A 13158-nucleotide genomic window follows, 5' to 3' on the forward strand; every position below is an offset into this window, starting at 1 on the left:
GTCGCCTACTGGGCCGAGGCCGAGCCCGACGGGCTGGCGGAGCCGCTCGCGGTGGCACCGGGGGAGGCCGAGCCGGTGGCGCCGGCCGACGGCGAACCGCTCGCGGCGGGGGAGGCCGAGCCGGAGGCGGTGGCCTCGGCGGACGGGGAGGCGCTGGCGGCCGGGGACGGCGCGGCCGCCTTCGGGCCGAAGCCCTCGTACACGCCGACGGCGGGCTGCACGTTGGCGTTGGCGGAGACCTCGCCGGCGTTCTTGAAGGTGAAGGTGGTCTTGGCGTAGCCGCCGACCGACAGGTCCGAGCTCGGGATCGAGGCGGTCGGGCCGCCCTCGGCGCCGATCAGCACCGACTGGCCGGGCTTGAGCGTGATGTCGGAGACGGCGGCGCCGCTCTCGTCGGTCAGCTTGGCGGCGGCGTCGTCGATCTTCAGCGAGGTCAGCACCTCGTCCGCGGTGCCGGTGTTGGCGATGTTGACCGTGAGGTTCGCGGCGCCCGAGTACGCGCCGGCGGTGCCCTTCGGGGTGACCACGACGATGTTGTTGAGCTTGACGTCGGTGCCGATCGCCGTCGCCGCGTTGTCCGGCTTGATCTCCAGCGTGCTCGCGTCGTTGCCCGCGGCGCAGGCGGCCAGCGGGACGATCGCGGCGAGGACGATGGCGGCTGCAGCGCCGCGTCGAAGGCTCCGGCTCACGGCGGCGACTTCTCCTTGGTGGGGGACGATCCAGTGGAAAACGGATCACGGTCGGTGGTCGAGGGCCAGACTACCGACCACATATATCCGGCTCTCACGGGGTGGCCCCGTGTCGCGGTCCGATCACGATCTGGGGCGTCCGGCGCGTCGGGGGCAAAAACTCAAGATCCAATCATGGTTTCGGAGTCGTGACCAGAGGTTTCGTCGCGCGGTCAGACCGCCTCCGACCTGCGGGAAGCCCGGGTCGAACACCGGTCGCAGCATGCGACGGGGGTGGTTGTCAAGCCCTGGAACCCGCCCTGACCTGCGAAAACGCCCTTCGAGTCAGCCGAAAAGCGTGTTATTCTGGAAAGCCACGGAAGGGGTCCTGTCACATGACGTTCAAGGTTGGCGACACGGTGGTCTACCCCCATCACGGGGCTGCGCTGATCGAGGCCATCGAAACTCGCCAGATCAAAGGTGTGGACAAGACCTACCTGGTGCTGAAGGTGCAGCAGGGAGATCTGACGCTTCGCGTTCCCGCGGAGAACGCCGAGTTCGTCGGCGTCCGCGACGTGGTGGGCCAGGAGGGCCTGGACCGCGTCTTCGAGGTGCTCCGGGCACCGTACACCGAAGAGCCCACCAACTGGTCTCGCCGGTACAAGGCGAACCTCGAGAAGCTCGCGTCCGGCGACGTGATCAAGGTCGCAGAGGTCGTCCGCGACCTGTGGCGCCGCGAGCGCGAGCGCGGCCTGTCCGCCGGTGAGAAGCGGATGCTGGCCAAGGCCCGGCAGATCCTGGTGAGCGAGCTCGCGCTCGCCGAGAACACCAACGAGGACAAGGCCGAGACGCTGCTCGACGAGGTCCTCGCCTCCTGAACCGACCCGCTCGGTGCGGAGTCGGTCCATTCCTGATCTTCCAACCCCGGCAAGGGGGTTGAGCCAGGTGTGACGCAGCGCCCGGTGGTGCCCGAACGGCACCTCGGGCGCTTCGCCATGCCCGGAAGGGGTCGGTGGCATGGCGGAACGGCGGGCGCGGTTCCACTAACGTGCAGTCAGGAAGGGGGCCTGCCCGCTCGCGACATCCGCGCTCGGCACGGGCCATACCCATCACTACCGAGGAGCCAAACCTGAACGCCTCAGCACAGCTCGCGGCAGCGGTCGTCCCGGCCGCCGGGCGCGGCGAGCGACTCGGCCCCGGCGCCCCCAAGGCGCTGCGCGAACTCGGCGGCGTGCCGCTGCTGGTGCACGCCGTCCGGGCGCTGGCCCGCAGCCGGGCGGTGGGCCTGGTGGTGGTGTGCGCCCCGCCGGACGGCGTGGCCGAGGTGGTCTCGCTGCTGGACAGCCACGGCCTGGACGGCAAGGACGTCCGGGTGGTGCCCGGCGGCGCCAGCCGGCAGGAGTCGGTGCGCCTGGGCCTGGCCGCCGTCCCCGCGGGCACCCGGGTGGTGCTGGTGCACGACGCGGCCCGCCCGCTGGTGCCGGTCGAGGTGGTGGACGCGGTGGCCGCCGCCGTCCGCGCCGGGGCCGGGGCGGTGGTGCCCGCGGTGCCGCTGGCCGACACCGTCAAGCGGGTCGAGCCGCAGCCGTCCGGCCCGGAGCCGGTGCTGGACACGCCCGACCGCTCCACCCTGCGCGCCGTGCAGACCCCGCAGGGCTTCGACCTGCCCGGTCTGGTCGCCGCGCACGAGAGGGCGCTCGCCGAGGGCGCCGAGGTGACCGACGACGCCGGGCTGATCGAGCGCTTCGGCGGCCGGGTGGTCGTGGTGCCCGGCCACGAGGAGGCGTTCAAGGTCACCCGCCCGCTGGACCTCGTGCTCGCCGAGGCCGTGCTCGCCCGCCGGAGGGCCACCGATGGCTACTGACCGCCCGATCGTCCCCCGCGTCGGCGTCGGCACCGACGTGCACGCCTTCGAGGAGGGCCGCCCGCTGCGGGTGGCCGGCCTGGACTGGCCCGGCGAGACCGGCCTGGCCGGCCACTCGGACGCCGACGTGGCCGCGCACGCCGCCTGCGACGCGCTGTTCTCCGCCGCCGGGATCGGCGACCTCGGCGCGCACTTCGGCACCTCCCGCCCCGAGTGGGCGGGCGCGGCCGGGGTGGCGCTGCTGGCCGAGGCCGCCCGGCTGGTCCGGGAGGCCGGCTTCGAGATCGGCAACGTCGCCGTCCAGGTGATCGGCGTCCGCCCGAAGGTCGGCAAGCGCCGGGCCGAGGCCCAGGCCGCGCTGTCGGCGGCGGTCGGCGCCCCGGTCTCGGTCTCCGGCACCACCACCGACGGCCTCGGCCTGACCGGCCGGGCGGAGGGACTCGCCGCGATCGCCACGGCGCTGGTCTACGAACGGCCCACCGCCTAGCCTGAGTTCTGACAAAACGTCAAGAACCGGGCACAGGAGGCGGCATGGGCGTCGAACTCGGCACGAAGGTCAGGGAACTGCTGGAGGCGAAGAGCTACGCGGTGGTGTCCACGGTGCAGCCCGACGGCAGCCCGCAGTCCTCCGTGGTGTGGGTGAAGCGGGACGGGAACGACATCCTGTTCTCCACCGTGCAGGGCCGCCGCAAGCACCTCAACCTGGCGCGCGACCCGCGGATCAGCCTGCTGGTCAACCCGGCGGACGACCCGTACACCTACTTCGAGGCGCGCGGCACGGTCTCGATGACCACCGAGGGCGGCCGGGAGCTGATCGACGAGCTGTCCCACAAGTACCGGGGCGAGGACTACGGCTTCGACGGGCCGGACGACGTCCGGGTGGTGGTCCGGCTCAGCCCGCGCAAGATCGTCGGCAACATCGGCTGAACGGGGGCGCGCCAAAGGGCTCGGAAGGTGGCGGGGCACCCCCCGCCGCCCACTACCCTGGTCGCTGTGAGCCTTCGCCTGTACGACACCATGACCCGCCAGGTACGCGACTTCGTCCCGCTGGTGCCGGGCTGTGTCTCGATCTACCTGTGCGGTGCCACGGTCCAGGCACCGCCGCACATCGGGCACATCCGCTCCGGCCTGAACTTCGACGTGATGCAGCGGTGGTTCCGCTACCGCGGCTACGACGTCACCTTCGTCCGCAACGTCACCGACATCGACGACAAGGTGATCGACAAGGGGCGCAAGCAGTCCACCGACTGGTGGAAGATCGCGTACGCCAACGAGCGCGCCTTCAACGAGGGTTACACCGCCCTCGGCTGCCTGCCGCCGAGCGCCGAGCCGCGCGCCACCGGGCACGTGCCGGAGATGATCGAGATGATGCGCGGCCTGATCGAGCGCGGCCACGCGTACGCCGCCGACGGGAACGTGTACTTCGCGGTCACCACCTTCCCGGAGTACCTGGCGCTCTCCAACCAGGAGTTGGAGAACCTGCGGCAGCCCTCCGCCGACAACGAGACCGGCAAGCGGGACGCGCGCGACTTCGCGCTGTGGAAGGCCGTCAAGCCCGGCGAGCCGAGCTGGGAGACGCCCTGGGGCCGCGGCCGTCCGGGCTGGCACCTGGAGTGCTCGGCGATGGCGCACAAGTACCTCGGCCGCGCCTTCGACGTCCACGGCGGCGGGCTCGACCTGATCTTCCCGCACCACGAGAACGAGATCGCCCAGTCCCGGGCGTTCGGCGACGAGTTCGCCAACTTCTGGGTGCACAACGCCTGGGTGACGCTGGCCGGCGAGAAGATGTCCAAGTCGCTGGGCAACTCGGTGCTGGTCTCCGAGATGGTCAAGCGCTGGCGCCCGATCGTGCTGCGCTACTACCTGGCCGGCCCGCACTACCGCTCGATGATCGAGTACAGCGAGGAGTCGCTGCGCGAGGCCGAGACCGGGTTCAACCGGATCGAGGGCTTCATCGAGCGGGCCGTGGAGCGCTGCGGCCCGGTCGACGCGGCGCCCGAGGTGCCGCCGGCCTTCGCCGAGGCGATGGACGACGACCTGGGCGTCCCGCAGGCGCTCGCCGTGGTGCACACCGCCGTCCGGCAGGGCAACAGCGCGCTCGGCGCGGACGACAAGGAGTCGACCGCGGCCCGGCTCGCCGAGGTCCGGGCGATGCTCGGCGTGCTCGGCCTCGACCCGCTGGACGAGCAGTGGGCCGCCGGCGGCGAGCGCGGCCAGGAGCTGACCGGCGTGGTCGACTCGCTGGTCGGGCTGGTCCTCGACCAGCGCCAGGCCGCCCGCGCCCGCAAGGACTTCGCGACCGCCGACGCGATCCGCGACCGGCTCGGCGCGGCCGGGCTGGCGATCGAGGACACCCCGTCCGGCCCGCGCTGGACGATCAACCAGTAGGACCAGTAGCCCCCCGGGGCGCGCCGGGGCCGTACCTTTGTAGGGGTGCGGCCCCGACGCACGCAGCAGACGCAGAGACAGGAAGTACAGCCATGGCCGGCAACAGCCAGCGCAGGAACCGACGCAACGCCGGATCGAAGAAGGGCGCGAGTGTCGGTACCGGCGGCCACAGCCGGAAGGCGCTCCAGGGCAAGGGCCCGACCCCGCCCGGCGAGGCCCGCAAGGGGCACCCCAAGCAGCGCGCCGCCAACGCCGCGCTCAAGCGCGAGCGCGACGCCAAGTCCCGCGCGGGCATGCGCCGCTCCGGCGCCGGTTCACGCAGCGGCCGCGGCGGCGCGGGCGCGGCCGAGCTGGTGGTGGGCCGCAACTCGGTGGTCGAGGCACTCCAGGGCGGCGTCCCGGCGACCGCGCTGTACGTGCAGCAGTTCATCGACACCGACGACCGCGTCCGGGACGCCTTCCAGGCGGCCAACGAGCGCGGCGTCCCGCTGATGGAGGCCCCGCGCCCGCAGCTGGACCAGATGACCGGCGGCCTCAACCACCAGGGCCTGGTGCTGCAGGTCCCGCCGTACGAGTACGCGCACCCGGACGACCTGCTGGACGGCGCCGCCGACTCGGGGCAGGACGCGCTGATTGTCGCGCTGGACGGCGTCACCGACTCCCGCAACCTCGGCGCGGTCGTCCGCTCGGCCGCCGCGTTCGGCGCGCACGGCGTGGTGATCCCGGAGCGCCGGGCGGCCGGCATGACCGCCGGCGCCTGGAAGACCTCCTCCGGCGCGGCGGCGCGGCTGCCCGTGGCGCGCGCCACCAACCTGACCCGCGCGCTGGAGGCGTACCAGAAGGCCGGCCTGATGGTGGTCGGCCTGGCCGCCGACGGCGAGGCCGAGATCGGCGACCTGGAGGCGCTGACCGGCCCCGTGGTGATCGTGGCCGGCTCCGAGGGCAAGGGCCTGTCCCGGCTGGTGTCGGAGACCTGCGACCTGCGGGTGCGGATCCCGATGCCCGGCCGGACCGAGTCGCTGAACGCCGGTGTGGCGGCCGGCGTGGTGCTGTACGAGGCCGCCCGGCTGCGCGCCAAGCGCTGACGGCCCGGCGGGTCGTTTTCGTGGGGGAACCGGTCGGGTCCGGTCGGGCCCGATCGGTTTTCCCATGATCACTTCAAATCCCCTCCCGGAATCCACCCGCGAGAGTGTCCTCGGGGCCCGTCACCCGGTTAGAGGGGTGTGGACACCAGAACACCTCTGCGCCTCGGGCAGCGCCCCGCGGGGATAGACGACGGACCGGTCCTCAACACGGTCCGGGTGCCGTCCGACCCGTCCAGGCTCAGCAGCACCCAGGCCAGCTTCCGGATCAGGCTCTCCGCCCCGGTCGCCCCGATGATCGACGCCCCCGCCGGTGCCGCCTTCGGAGACCCGTACGGCCTGCGCGGCGGCGTCACCCCGCAGATCGTGGTGCCCGCCTCGTCGGTGCCCGCGCTGGCCGGGATCACCGCCGCCTCGGTCACCGGCACGGCCCCCCGCCGCAAGGCCCGGGTGGTCACCGCCTGGAGCGGCCAGGCCGGGCCCGGCGACACCGCCGCGACCCAGCTGCTGGAAGCCGTCCGGCTGACCACCGTGCCCGCGCCCGCCAAGGGCTACGCCGACGACGACACCCAGCAGTTGCAGGGCGTCCCGCGGCAGTACGGGCCCGACGGCCCGGCGGCCGGGGAGACCCCGCACGTCGGCGTCCCCGACCTGCTGGACGAATCCGTCCGGATCGGGGCCGGCCGCAGCTGGCAGCCCGAGGGCGAGCTGCCCGAGGTGCCGTCGCTCAGCGAGGGCTCCAAGCACGCCTGGTACCCCGGCCGCCGGGTCGACCTCGGCCTGGTGCTGCTGCCGCTGCGCGTCCTGCTCGGCTCGCTGTCGGTGTACGCCGGGTTCAGCAAGCTGTGCGACCCGGTGTACTTCGACGGCGGCGAGCGCGGCTCGATGATGCGCTGGCTGTCCTCGCTGCACCCGTGGAAGGTCGCCCAGCCGCTGCTGGACTTCGCGATGGCCCACCCGGTCGGCGCCGGGCTCGCGGTCTCCTTCCTGGAGATCGTGGTCGGCGTGCTGTCCATCCTGGGCCTGTGGCAGCGGCTCGCGGCCGGCACCGCGATGGCGCTGTCCGCGGCGCTGCTGTTCACCGTGAGCTGGAAGGCGGTGCCGGTCTACGACACCCCCGACCTGATCTTCCTCGCGGCCTGGAGCCCGCTGCTGATCGCCGGAGCCCCGTTCGCCTCGCTGGACGGCCGGATCGCCCTGGAGGCGTTCCGGCGGCACGGGCCCACCGAGCCCGGCGCCGTCCGGCGGCGGATGCTGCGCCGGCGCGGCGTGGTCACCGCCGTGGTGGTCGGCCTGACCATGCTGTCCGGCTCGCTGCTCGGCGCGGCGGTCCGCACCGGCGACACCAAGGCGCCGGCCAAGCCGCCCACGGACTACGGCTCCCCGGTCTGGCCGAGCAACAGCCCGTCGCCGACGCCCACCCCCTCGCCGTCGCCCACGCCGTCGCGCTCGGCGAGCCCGAGCAAGGCCCCGGCCTCGCCGTCGCCCAGCCGCAGCGGCACCAAGTCCAAGCAGTCGAACGGGGGCACGGCCGGCGGGTCCACGCCGACCGCGCGCTCCGGCGGCGCCGGCGCCGGCACCTCCGGCACCGGCTCCGACAGCGGCAACGGCGGCTCGGCCGGGGGCACCGGCAGCGGCGGCGCCCCCGCGGGCACCCCGCGCACCGCGCAGCCCACGCACGGCGTGATCGGCGGGCTGCTGGGCAGCGGCCCGCCGCTGCTGGAGCTCGGCATGAGCCCGCAGCGGGCCGCCGGCACCGCCTGACGGCCCCCGCAACGCCGTAGGGCCCCTCCCCCGCCCGGGGAGGGGCCCTACGGTTCTTCCGGGCCCGGCGGGGTCAGCCGCGGTACGCGGCCAGCTCCTCGGCGGCCTCGGTGAGGTCCTTGGCGGTGTCGATGGCCCGCCAGTAGCAGCCCTGCGGCAGCTGGTACCCGGCCAGCCGGCGGTCGCGGGCCAGCTGCGGGAAGGTGGTCCGCTCGTGGTCGCCGACCTCGGGGAGCAGCTCGCGGAAGCCCGGCGCGAAGACGTACAGGCCGGCGTTGATCAGGAACGGGGACGGCGGGGCCTCGACGAAGTCCAGCACGTTGCCGAACCGGTCGGTCTCCACCGCGCCCCACGGGATCCGCGGGCGGGCCAGCGCCAGGGTGGCCGCGGCGGCGCGCTCGTGGTGGAAGGCGGCCATCTCGCGCAGGCTGAACCTGGTCCAGATGTCGCCGTTGGTGGCGTACCAGGGCTCGGCGGGGCGCGGCAGGGCGGCCGACGCGTACTTCAACCCGCCGCCGCGGCCCAGCGGTTCGGCCTCCACCACGGTGCGGACGCGCAGCGGCAGTTCGGTCCGCTCCAGCCACTGCCGCAGCACCTCGGCCAGGTGGCCGCAGGAGATCACCACGTCGGTGACGCCCTCGGCGGCCAGCCACTCCAGCTGGTGCCCGATGATCGGACGGCCGGTGCCGGGGATCTCCACCAGCGGCTTGGGCCGGTCGTCGGTGTAGGGGCGCAGTCGGGAGCCCTGCCCGCCCGCCAGGATCACCGCCTGGGTGACGGCGGGTGCGGCGGCGCCCGGGGCGGTGCCGGTGTCTGCTGTCATGCGCGCCACGATAACGGGCCCGTCCCGGCCGGGGGCGGGCCCGTGCGGCGTGTCGACGGGCGGCCGCGGGGGCGTCCGCGGGGCGGGGGAGCGCCCACCGGCCGCGCCGGGTGGGTCAGTTGACCACGCCGGCGGCGAACGAGCCGTCGCAGACCGGGCGGGCGAAGGAGCGGGCGCGCTGCACGTCGCCCTGGTACTTCTTCACCGCGGCGCGGCCGAGCTCGCCGGCCAGCTGGCTGCAGTACGGGGTCAGCGAGGGCTTCTCGCGCATGGTGCGCTCCAGCAGGTCGAGCGCCGTCCCCGGGTTGTGGTTCTTCAACTCCTCCATCAGGTCCACCCGGAGGGCGTCCTGCGGGGCCATGCCCTCGGTGCTGGGCACGGTGGAGGAGCGGCCGATGGCGCCGTCGCCGCTGGAGGCCGCGACCACCTGCTGGTCCAGCCCGGTCGGCGGGGCCCACGGGACGCGGGTGACGGCGAGCGTGCCGGTGGTCACCAGGATCACCGGCAGGGTGAGGGCAACGGTCTGGGCGATGCGGCGCACGAGCTGTTTCACGCACAGGAGAGTAGCGGTGCGTGGCGGGACGAGCGCGTCCCGTTACCCCATCGAGTGACGGGTGTCCCGTTTTGTACCGCCACCGGGTTGACGGGACGTACCCGGAGAACGCCGGAACCCCCTGCCGACCGCCGTGGGCAGGGGGTTCCGTGGAAGAAGCGGGGGACGGGCGCCGCCGTCAGGTGCGGCGCCCCTCCGGAGCCGGGGTCAGCGGCTCAGGCGCACGCCGCCCTCGTCCTCGACGGTGAAGACGTGCGGCTCGTTGCCGACCGGCACGACGTGGATGGTCTCGCCGCGCTGCGGGATCTCGCGGCTGTGCACGCGGACCACGATCTCCTTGTCCTTGCCGGAGACCTGGGTGGTGCCGTAGACGTAGCCGTCGGCGCCGAGCTCCTCGACCACGTTGACGGTGACCGCGACGCCCTCGAGGCCGCCGGCCGGGACGACCTGGAAGTGCTCGGGACGGATGCCGACCACGACGGTCTTCGCGCTGCCGGCCTTGGCCAGGTCCTCGCGGGCGATGTTGATGACCGAGCCGCCGAACTTGACGCCGCCGTCGACCAGCGGAACCTCGATCAGGTTCATCGCCGGGGAGCCGATGAAGCCGGCCACGAACAGGTTGCCCGGACGGTCGTACATGGCGCGCGGGGCGTCGACCTGCTGCAGGATGCCGTCCTTGAGGACCGCGACGCGGTCACCCATGGTCATGGCCTCGGTCTGGTCGTGGGTGACGTAGACCGTGGTGATGCCCAGGCGGCGCTGGAGCGAGGCGATCTGGGTACGGGTGGACACGCGGAGCTTGGCGTCCAGGTTCGACAGCGGCTCGTCCATCAGGAAGACCTGCGGCTGGCGGACGATCGCGCGGCCCATCGCGACGCGCTGGCGCTGACCGCCGGAGAGCGCCTTCGGCTTGCGGTCCAGGTACTGGGTCAGGTCGAGGATCTTGGCGGCCTCTTCGACCTTGGTGCGGATCTCGGCCTTGTTGACGCCGGCGATCTTCAGGGCGAAGCCCATGTTCTCGGCGACGGTCATGTGCGGGTACAGCGCGTAGTTCTGGAACACCATCGCGATGTCCCGGTCCTTCGGCGGCAGGTGGGTGACGTCGCGGTCGCCGATGCGGATGGCGCCCTCGTTCACGTCCTCCAGGCCGGCCAGCATGCGCAGCGAGGTCGACTTGCCACAGCCGGAGGGGCCGACCAGGACGAGGAACTCGCCGTCCGCGATCTCCAGGTCGAGCTGGTCGACGGAGGGCTTGTCGGCACCCGGGTACACACGGGTGGCCTTGTCGTACGTCACAGAAGCCATGGTGCTTCGCTCCTTCACCGGCAGGAACGTGCCGGACGATCCGAGTAAAGGTGGATGTTTCCCACCGCCTCGACCGCCCGGGGACTGGTCCTGACCACTGGCGTCGAGCACGGTTCCCCGTGACGCTACCTGGCAGTTCATCGTTTTGTCAGCCCTCTGCCGCCCCCGAGTTCGCATCGATCCGGTCACACTCCCCCCGCCCCGGCCCCGCCCGCGCCCCCGCAACCACCCGCATCCGTGCGCCCCTGCCCGGTACACTGCCCACTGGTGCCGCCGTGGATCCCGCGGACGGCCACCGCGCCTCCTTAGCTCAGTTGGCCAGAGCACCTGTCTTGTAAACAGGGGGTCGTCGGTTCGAACCCGACAGGGGGCTCCCACCGGGGCCGCGCCGCGCTACCGTGCCGGGCATGGAAACCCCCGACACCGGAGCGCGGCCGCCGGACGGCCCGCTGACCGATGCCGAGGCCGAGCAGTTCCACCACCTGCTGCGGCGCTACCTCGCGCACGAACTCGACCAGTGGGAGACCTGGTGGGCGGACACCCCGTACGGCCCGGCCTACGTCCTGCTGACCCGGGCCCTGCCTCCGGGGGAGCGCCACGAGCACTACCGGCCGCTCTGAACCGCCCGCGGCCGACGGCCCCTCACGGCGCCCCGGCGGCGGCCCGCGTCCCGGCGGCCCGCGTCCCGGCGTCCCGCGTCCCGGCGTCCCGCGTTCCGGCCGCCCGCGCCTCGGCGGCCCGCTCGGCGGCGACCTGCCGTTCGATCGCGGCGGCCACCGCCGAACCGGGCGGCAGCAGGTGGGCGACCAGGGTGGGCGCCCCGTCGGCGGCGTGCATCTTGACGTAGTCGAGGGTCAGCCGGCCGTACCGGGGGTGGACGAAGGTCCGGCTGCGCGGGGTGTAGCCGGCCAGGTCGTGCCGCTCCCACAGCGCGCGGAACTCGTCGCTGGCCTCCCGCAGCCGGGCGACCAGCGCGGCGTACTCGGGCCGCAGCAGCCGGTCGCCCGCCTGGGAGCGGAACAGGGCGACGGTGTGGGCCGCCTCCTGCTCCCAGTCCTCGTGCAGGGCCCGCAGCCCGGGGGACGTGAACATCAGCCACAGCACGTTGCGGTCGGCGGGCGGCACCTGCTCGAAGCCGCCGAACAGCGCCTGCTGGCCCCGGTTCCAGCCCAGCACGTCGAAGCGCGGGCCGGTCATGAACGCCGGGTTCGGGTCCAACTGCTCCAGCAGCAGGCGGTAGTTGGCGGGCAGCGGACCGGCCGGCGCCCCCGGGCCGGGCGCCCCCTCGTCCAGGGCCCCCGGGACCGGCGTCTCCTCGTCCAGGGCCCCCGGCGGCGCCTCGTCGGCGAGCCGGAAGAGGTGGGCGCGCTCCACCCGGTCCAGCCCCAGCGCGCCCGACAGCCCGGCCAGGACCTGCCGGGAGACCCGGATCCGGCGGCCCTGCTCCAGCCAGGTGTACCAGGAGGCGCTGACCCCGGCCAGGGCCGCCAGCTCCTCCCGGCGCAGCCCCGGCGTCCGCCGCCGACCGGTGTTCGGCAGCCCCGCGGCCTCCGGCGTGCGCCGCTCCCGCCGGCTGCGCAGGAACGCCGCCAACTCCTGCTGGCGCTGCGGCGATCCGCTCATCGGAACTCCCCGTCGGTCGGTGCCTGGTGGTCCGGAACCCAGGATAAGTGCCCATCTTTTCGCCACCGCCCGGCCGAACGAGATTGGGGTCAGGCGCAGTTGGAGCGCCGATCGGTGAAGGACCCTGGGAGGGCGCATGTCCGGCAAGGAACTGGTGGATCGTCATGTCGTGGTGGTGGGAGGCAGCTCCGGCATCGGCCGGGCGGTGGCGGCCGGGGCCCGCGCGGCCGGCGCGCGGGTGACCGTGGCGTCCCGCTCGGAGCGCAGGCTCGCCGCGGTCGCCGCCGAACTCGGCGTCGCCACCCACCCGGTGGACGTGACGGACGAGGAGAGCGTGCGTGCGCTGTTCGCCGCGGCCGGGGAGCTGGACCACCTGGTGGTGTGCCCGGGGGAGATGGCCAACGGCTCCGTCCGGGAGGTCGGCGCGGACGCGGTCCGGGCCTGCCTGGACACCAAGATCGTCGGCCAGCTGCTGGCGGTGCGGCACGCGCACCCGGGGCTCGCCGCGGACGGCTCGATCGTGCTGCTGGCCGGTGCGGGCGGCTACAAGCCGTTCGCCGGGATGAGCGTCACCGCGGCCGCCAACGTCGGCATCGGCGCGATGGGCCGCTCGCTGGCCCTGGAACTGGCCCCGGTCCGGGTCAACGTCCTGGTGGCCGGCCTGGTCGACACCCCGCTGTGGGACTTCCTCCCGGCGGAGGACCGGGCCGCGTTCTTCACCGCGACGGCCGCCGACACGCCGGTGGGCCGGATCGGGCAGCCGGAGGACATCGCCGCGTCCGTGCTGCACCTGCTGGAGAACAGCTTCGTCAACGGCGCCCTGCTGCACGTCGACGGCGGCGCGCTGCTCTGACCGGCGGCGCCGCCCCGGCCCTCGGTGCTCGGGGCTCAGCCCGTCGCGAGCAGTCCGCGCAGCTCGGCGACGATCTTGTGGTCGGCGGAGCCCAGTTCGGTCAGCGCGGAACTCCAGACGGCGCGGGCCTCGGCGGCGCGGCCGAGGTCGAGCAGGATCAGCCCGTGGGTGTGCTGGATCTTGGCGGTGTCGAGGTTGTCCCGCCGGGTCGTGGCGCGTCCGAGCAGGTCGCGGA

At 73.7% G+C, this 13158-nt stretch carries 15 protein-coding genes and 1 tRNA gene; 10 read left to right on the forward strand and 6 right to left on the reverse strand.

The window, feature by feature from the left end; genetic code table 11:
• Nucleotides 1–5: 5 nt before the first annotated feature.
• Nucleotides 6–689 (reverse strand): DUF461 domain-containing protein, encoded by a 684-nt coding sequence (locus ACFUEL_RS22165; RefSeq protein ID WP_380238243.1) that lies wholly within the window; start codon nt 687–689, stop codon nt 6–8.
• Between the two features lie 374 nt (nt 690–1063).
• Here ACFUEL_RS22165 and ACFUEL_RS22170 point away from each other — a divergent pair, with 374 nt between their 5' ends.
• The 7 genes from ACFUEL_RS22170 to ACFUEL_RS22200 all read left to right on the forward strand — a co-directional run bounded on the left by ACFUEL_RS22170 (nt 1064) and on the right by ACFUEL_RS22200 (nt 7766).
• Nucleotides 1064–1546 carry a CarD family transcriptional regulator gene (locus tag ACFUEL_RS22170; protein ID WP_014136563.1) on the forward strand — a complete coding sequence of 161 codons (483 nt, stop codon included), beginning with the start codon at nt 1064–1066 and terminating at the stop codon, nt 1544–1546.
• 224 nt (nt 1547–1770) lie between these two features.
• The gene (gene ispD / locus ACFUEL_RS22175) at nt 1771–2532 is read left to right on the forward strand and encodes a 2-C-methyl-D-erythritol 4-phosphate cytidylyltransferase (RefSeq protein WP_380238263.1); all 762 of its coding nucleotides are present in this window, start codon (nt 1771–1773) and stop codon (nt 2530–2532) included.
• Nucleotides 2522–3019, forward strand: coding sequence for a 2-C-methyl-D-erythritol 2,4-cyclodiphosphate synthase (ispF, locus tag ACFUEL_RS22180; protein WP_380238244.1), 498 nt, complete (start codon nt 2522–2524; stop codon nt 3017–3019). Before ispD ends, ispF begins: the two co-directional genes overlap by 11 nt.
• Before the next feature lie 44 nt (nt 3020–3063).
• On the forward strand, nt 3064–3459 hold the full coding sequence (locus tag ACFUEL_RS22185; RefSeq protein WP_380238245.1) for a PPOX class F420-dependent oxidoreductase: 396 nt from the start codon (nt 3064–3066) through the stop codon (nt 3457–3459).
• 66 nt (nt 3460–3525) lie between these two features.
• Nucleotides 3526–4920: a cysteine--tRNA ligase gene (gene cysS / locus ACFUEL_RS22190; protein WP_380238246.1), complete on the forward strand. Its 1395-nt coding sequence runs from the start codon at nt 3526–3528 to the stop codon at nt 4918–4920.
• 92 nt (nt 4921–5012) lie between these two features.
• Nucleotides 5013–6005, forward strand: coding sequence for a 23S rRNA (guanosine(2251)-2'-O)-methyltransferase RlmB (rlmB, locus tag ACFUEL_RS22195; protein WP_380238247.1), 993 nt, complete (start codon nt 5013–5015; stop codon nt 6003–6005).
• A gap of 216 nt (nt 6006–6221) precedes the next feature.
• A complete protein-coding gene (locus tag ACFUEL_RS22200) occupies nt 6222–7766 on the forward strand; it encodes a DoxX family protein (RefSeq protein WP_380238248.1) in 1545 nt (514 codons plus the stop codon).
• Between the two features lie 73 nt (nt 7767–7839).
• Here the strand turns inward: ACFUEL_RS22200 and ACFUEL_RS22205 are convergent, their stop codons facing one another.
• From ACFUEL_RS22205 to ACFUEL_RS22215, 3 genes are all read right to left on the reverse strand, one after another.
• On the reverse strand, nt 7840–8589 hold the full coding sequence (locus ACFUEL_RS22205) for an NDP-sugar synthase (RefSeq protein ID WP_380238249.1): 750 nt from the start codon (nt 8587–8589) through the stop codon (nt 7840–7842).
• A gap of 115 nt (nt 8590–8704) precedes the next feature.
• Entirely contained in the window at nt 8705–9142 is a 438-nt protein-coding gene (locus ACFUEL_RS22210) for a hypothetical protein (RefSeq protein WP_380238251.1), read from the reverse strand.
• A 207-nt stretch (nt 9143–9349) separates the two neighbouring features.
• Nucleotides 9350–10447 carry an ABC transporter ATP-binding protein gene (locus ACFUEL_RS22215; protein ID WP_380238253.1) on the reverse strand — a complete coding sequence of 366 codons (1098 nt, stop codon included), beginning with the start codon at nt 10445–10447 and terminating at the stop codon, nt 9350–9352.
• A gap of 299 nt (nt 10448–10746) precedes the next feature.
• Between ACFUEL_RS22215 and ACFUEL_RS22220 the strand changes: the two genes are divergently transcribed.
• Together ACFUEL_RS22220 and ACFUEL_RS22225 are read left to right on the forward strand one after the other, a co-directional pair.
• Nucleotides 10747–10820 (forward strand) — tRNA-Thr (locus ACFUEL_RS22220).
• A 34-nt stretch (nt 10821–10854) separates the two neighbouring features.
• Nucleotides 10855–11067 (forward strand): hypothetical protein, encoded by a 213-nt coding sequence (locus ACFUEL_RS22225; protein ID WP_380238255.1) that lies wholly within the window; start codon nt 10855–10857, stop codon nt 11065–11067.
• 22 nt (nt 11068–11089) lie between these two features.
• On the opposite strand, the gene ACFUEL_RS22230 is transcribed toward ACFUEL_RS22225, so the two are convergent.
• Nucleotides 11090–12070 carry a helix-turn-helix transcriptional regulator gene (locus ACFUEL_RS22230; protein WP_380238257.1) on the reverse strand — a complete coding sequence of 327 codons (981 nt, stop codon included), beginning with the start codon at nt 12068–12070 and terminating at the stop codon, nt 11090–11092.
• A 136-nt stretch (nt 12071–12206) separates the two neighbouring features.
• On the opposite strand from ACFUEL_RS22230, the gene ACFUEL_RS22235 reads away from it, so the two are divergent.
• Nucleotides 12207–12923, forward strand: coding sequence for an SDR family oxidoreductase (locus tag ACFUEL_RS22235; protein ID WP_380238259.1), 717 nt, complete (start codon nt 12207–12209; stop codon nt 12921–12923).
• 35 nt (nt 12924–12958) lie between these two features.
• Here ACFUEL_RS22235 and ACFUEL_RS22240 read toward each other — a convergent pair.
• Nucleotides 12959–13158: hypothetical protein (locus ACFUEL_RS22240; protein ID WP_380238261.1), on the reverse strand; the 200-nt coding region annotated here is incomplete at its 5' end.

The sequence above is a fragment of the Kitasatospora sp. NPDC057198 genome, from assembly GCF_042670125.1.
GTDB lineage: Bacteria > Actinomycetota > Actinomycetes > Streptomycetales > Streptomycetaceae > Kitasatospora.

Coding starts and splice junctions, on each gene's coding strand:
- ACFUEL_RS22205 (WP_380238249.1), bottom strand. CDS start 8,589: ATGACAGCAGACACCGGCACCGCCCCGGGCGCCGCCGCACCCGCCGTC.
- ispF (WP_380238244.1), top strand. CDS start 2,522: ATGGCTACTGACCGCCCGATCGTCCCCCGCGTCGGCGTCGGCACCGAC.
- ACFUEL_RS22215 (WP_380238253.1), bottom strand. CDS start 10,447: ATGGCTTCTGTGACGTACGACAAGGCCACCCGTGTGTACCCGGGTGCC.
- ACFUEL_RS22235 (WP_380238259.1), top strand. CDS start 12,207: ATGTCCGGCAAGGAACTGGTGGATCGTCATGTCGTGGTGGTGGGAGGC.
- ACFUEL_RS22170 (WP_014136563.1), top strand. CDS start 1,064: ATGACGTTCAAGGTTGGCGACACGGTGGTCTACCCCCATCACGGGGCT.
- ACFUEL_RS22225 (WP_380238255.1), top strand. CDS start 10,855: ATGGAAACCCCCGACACCGGAGCGCGGCCGCCGGACGGCCCGCTGACC.
- ACFUEL_RS22230 (WP_380238257.1), bottom strand. CDS start 12,070: ATGAGCGGATCGCCGCAGCGCCAGCAGGAGTTGGCGGCGTTCCTGCGC.
- rlmB (WP_380238247.1), top strand. CDS start 5,013: ATGGCCGGCAACAGCCAGCGCAGGAACCGACGCAACGCCGGATCGAAG.
- ACFUEL_RS22185 (WP_380238245.1), top strand. CDS start 3,064: ATGGGCGTCGAACTCGGCACGAAGGTCAGGGAACTGCTGGAGGCGAAG.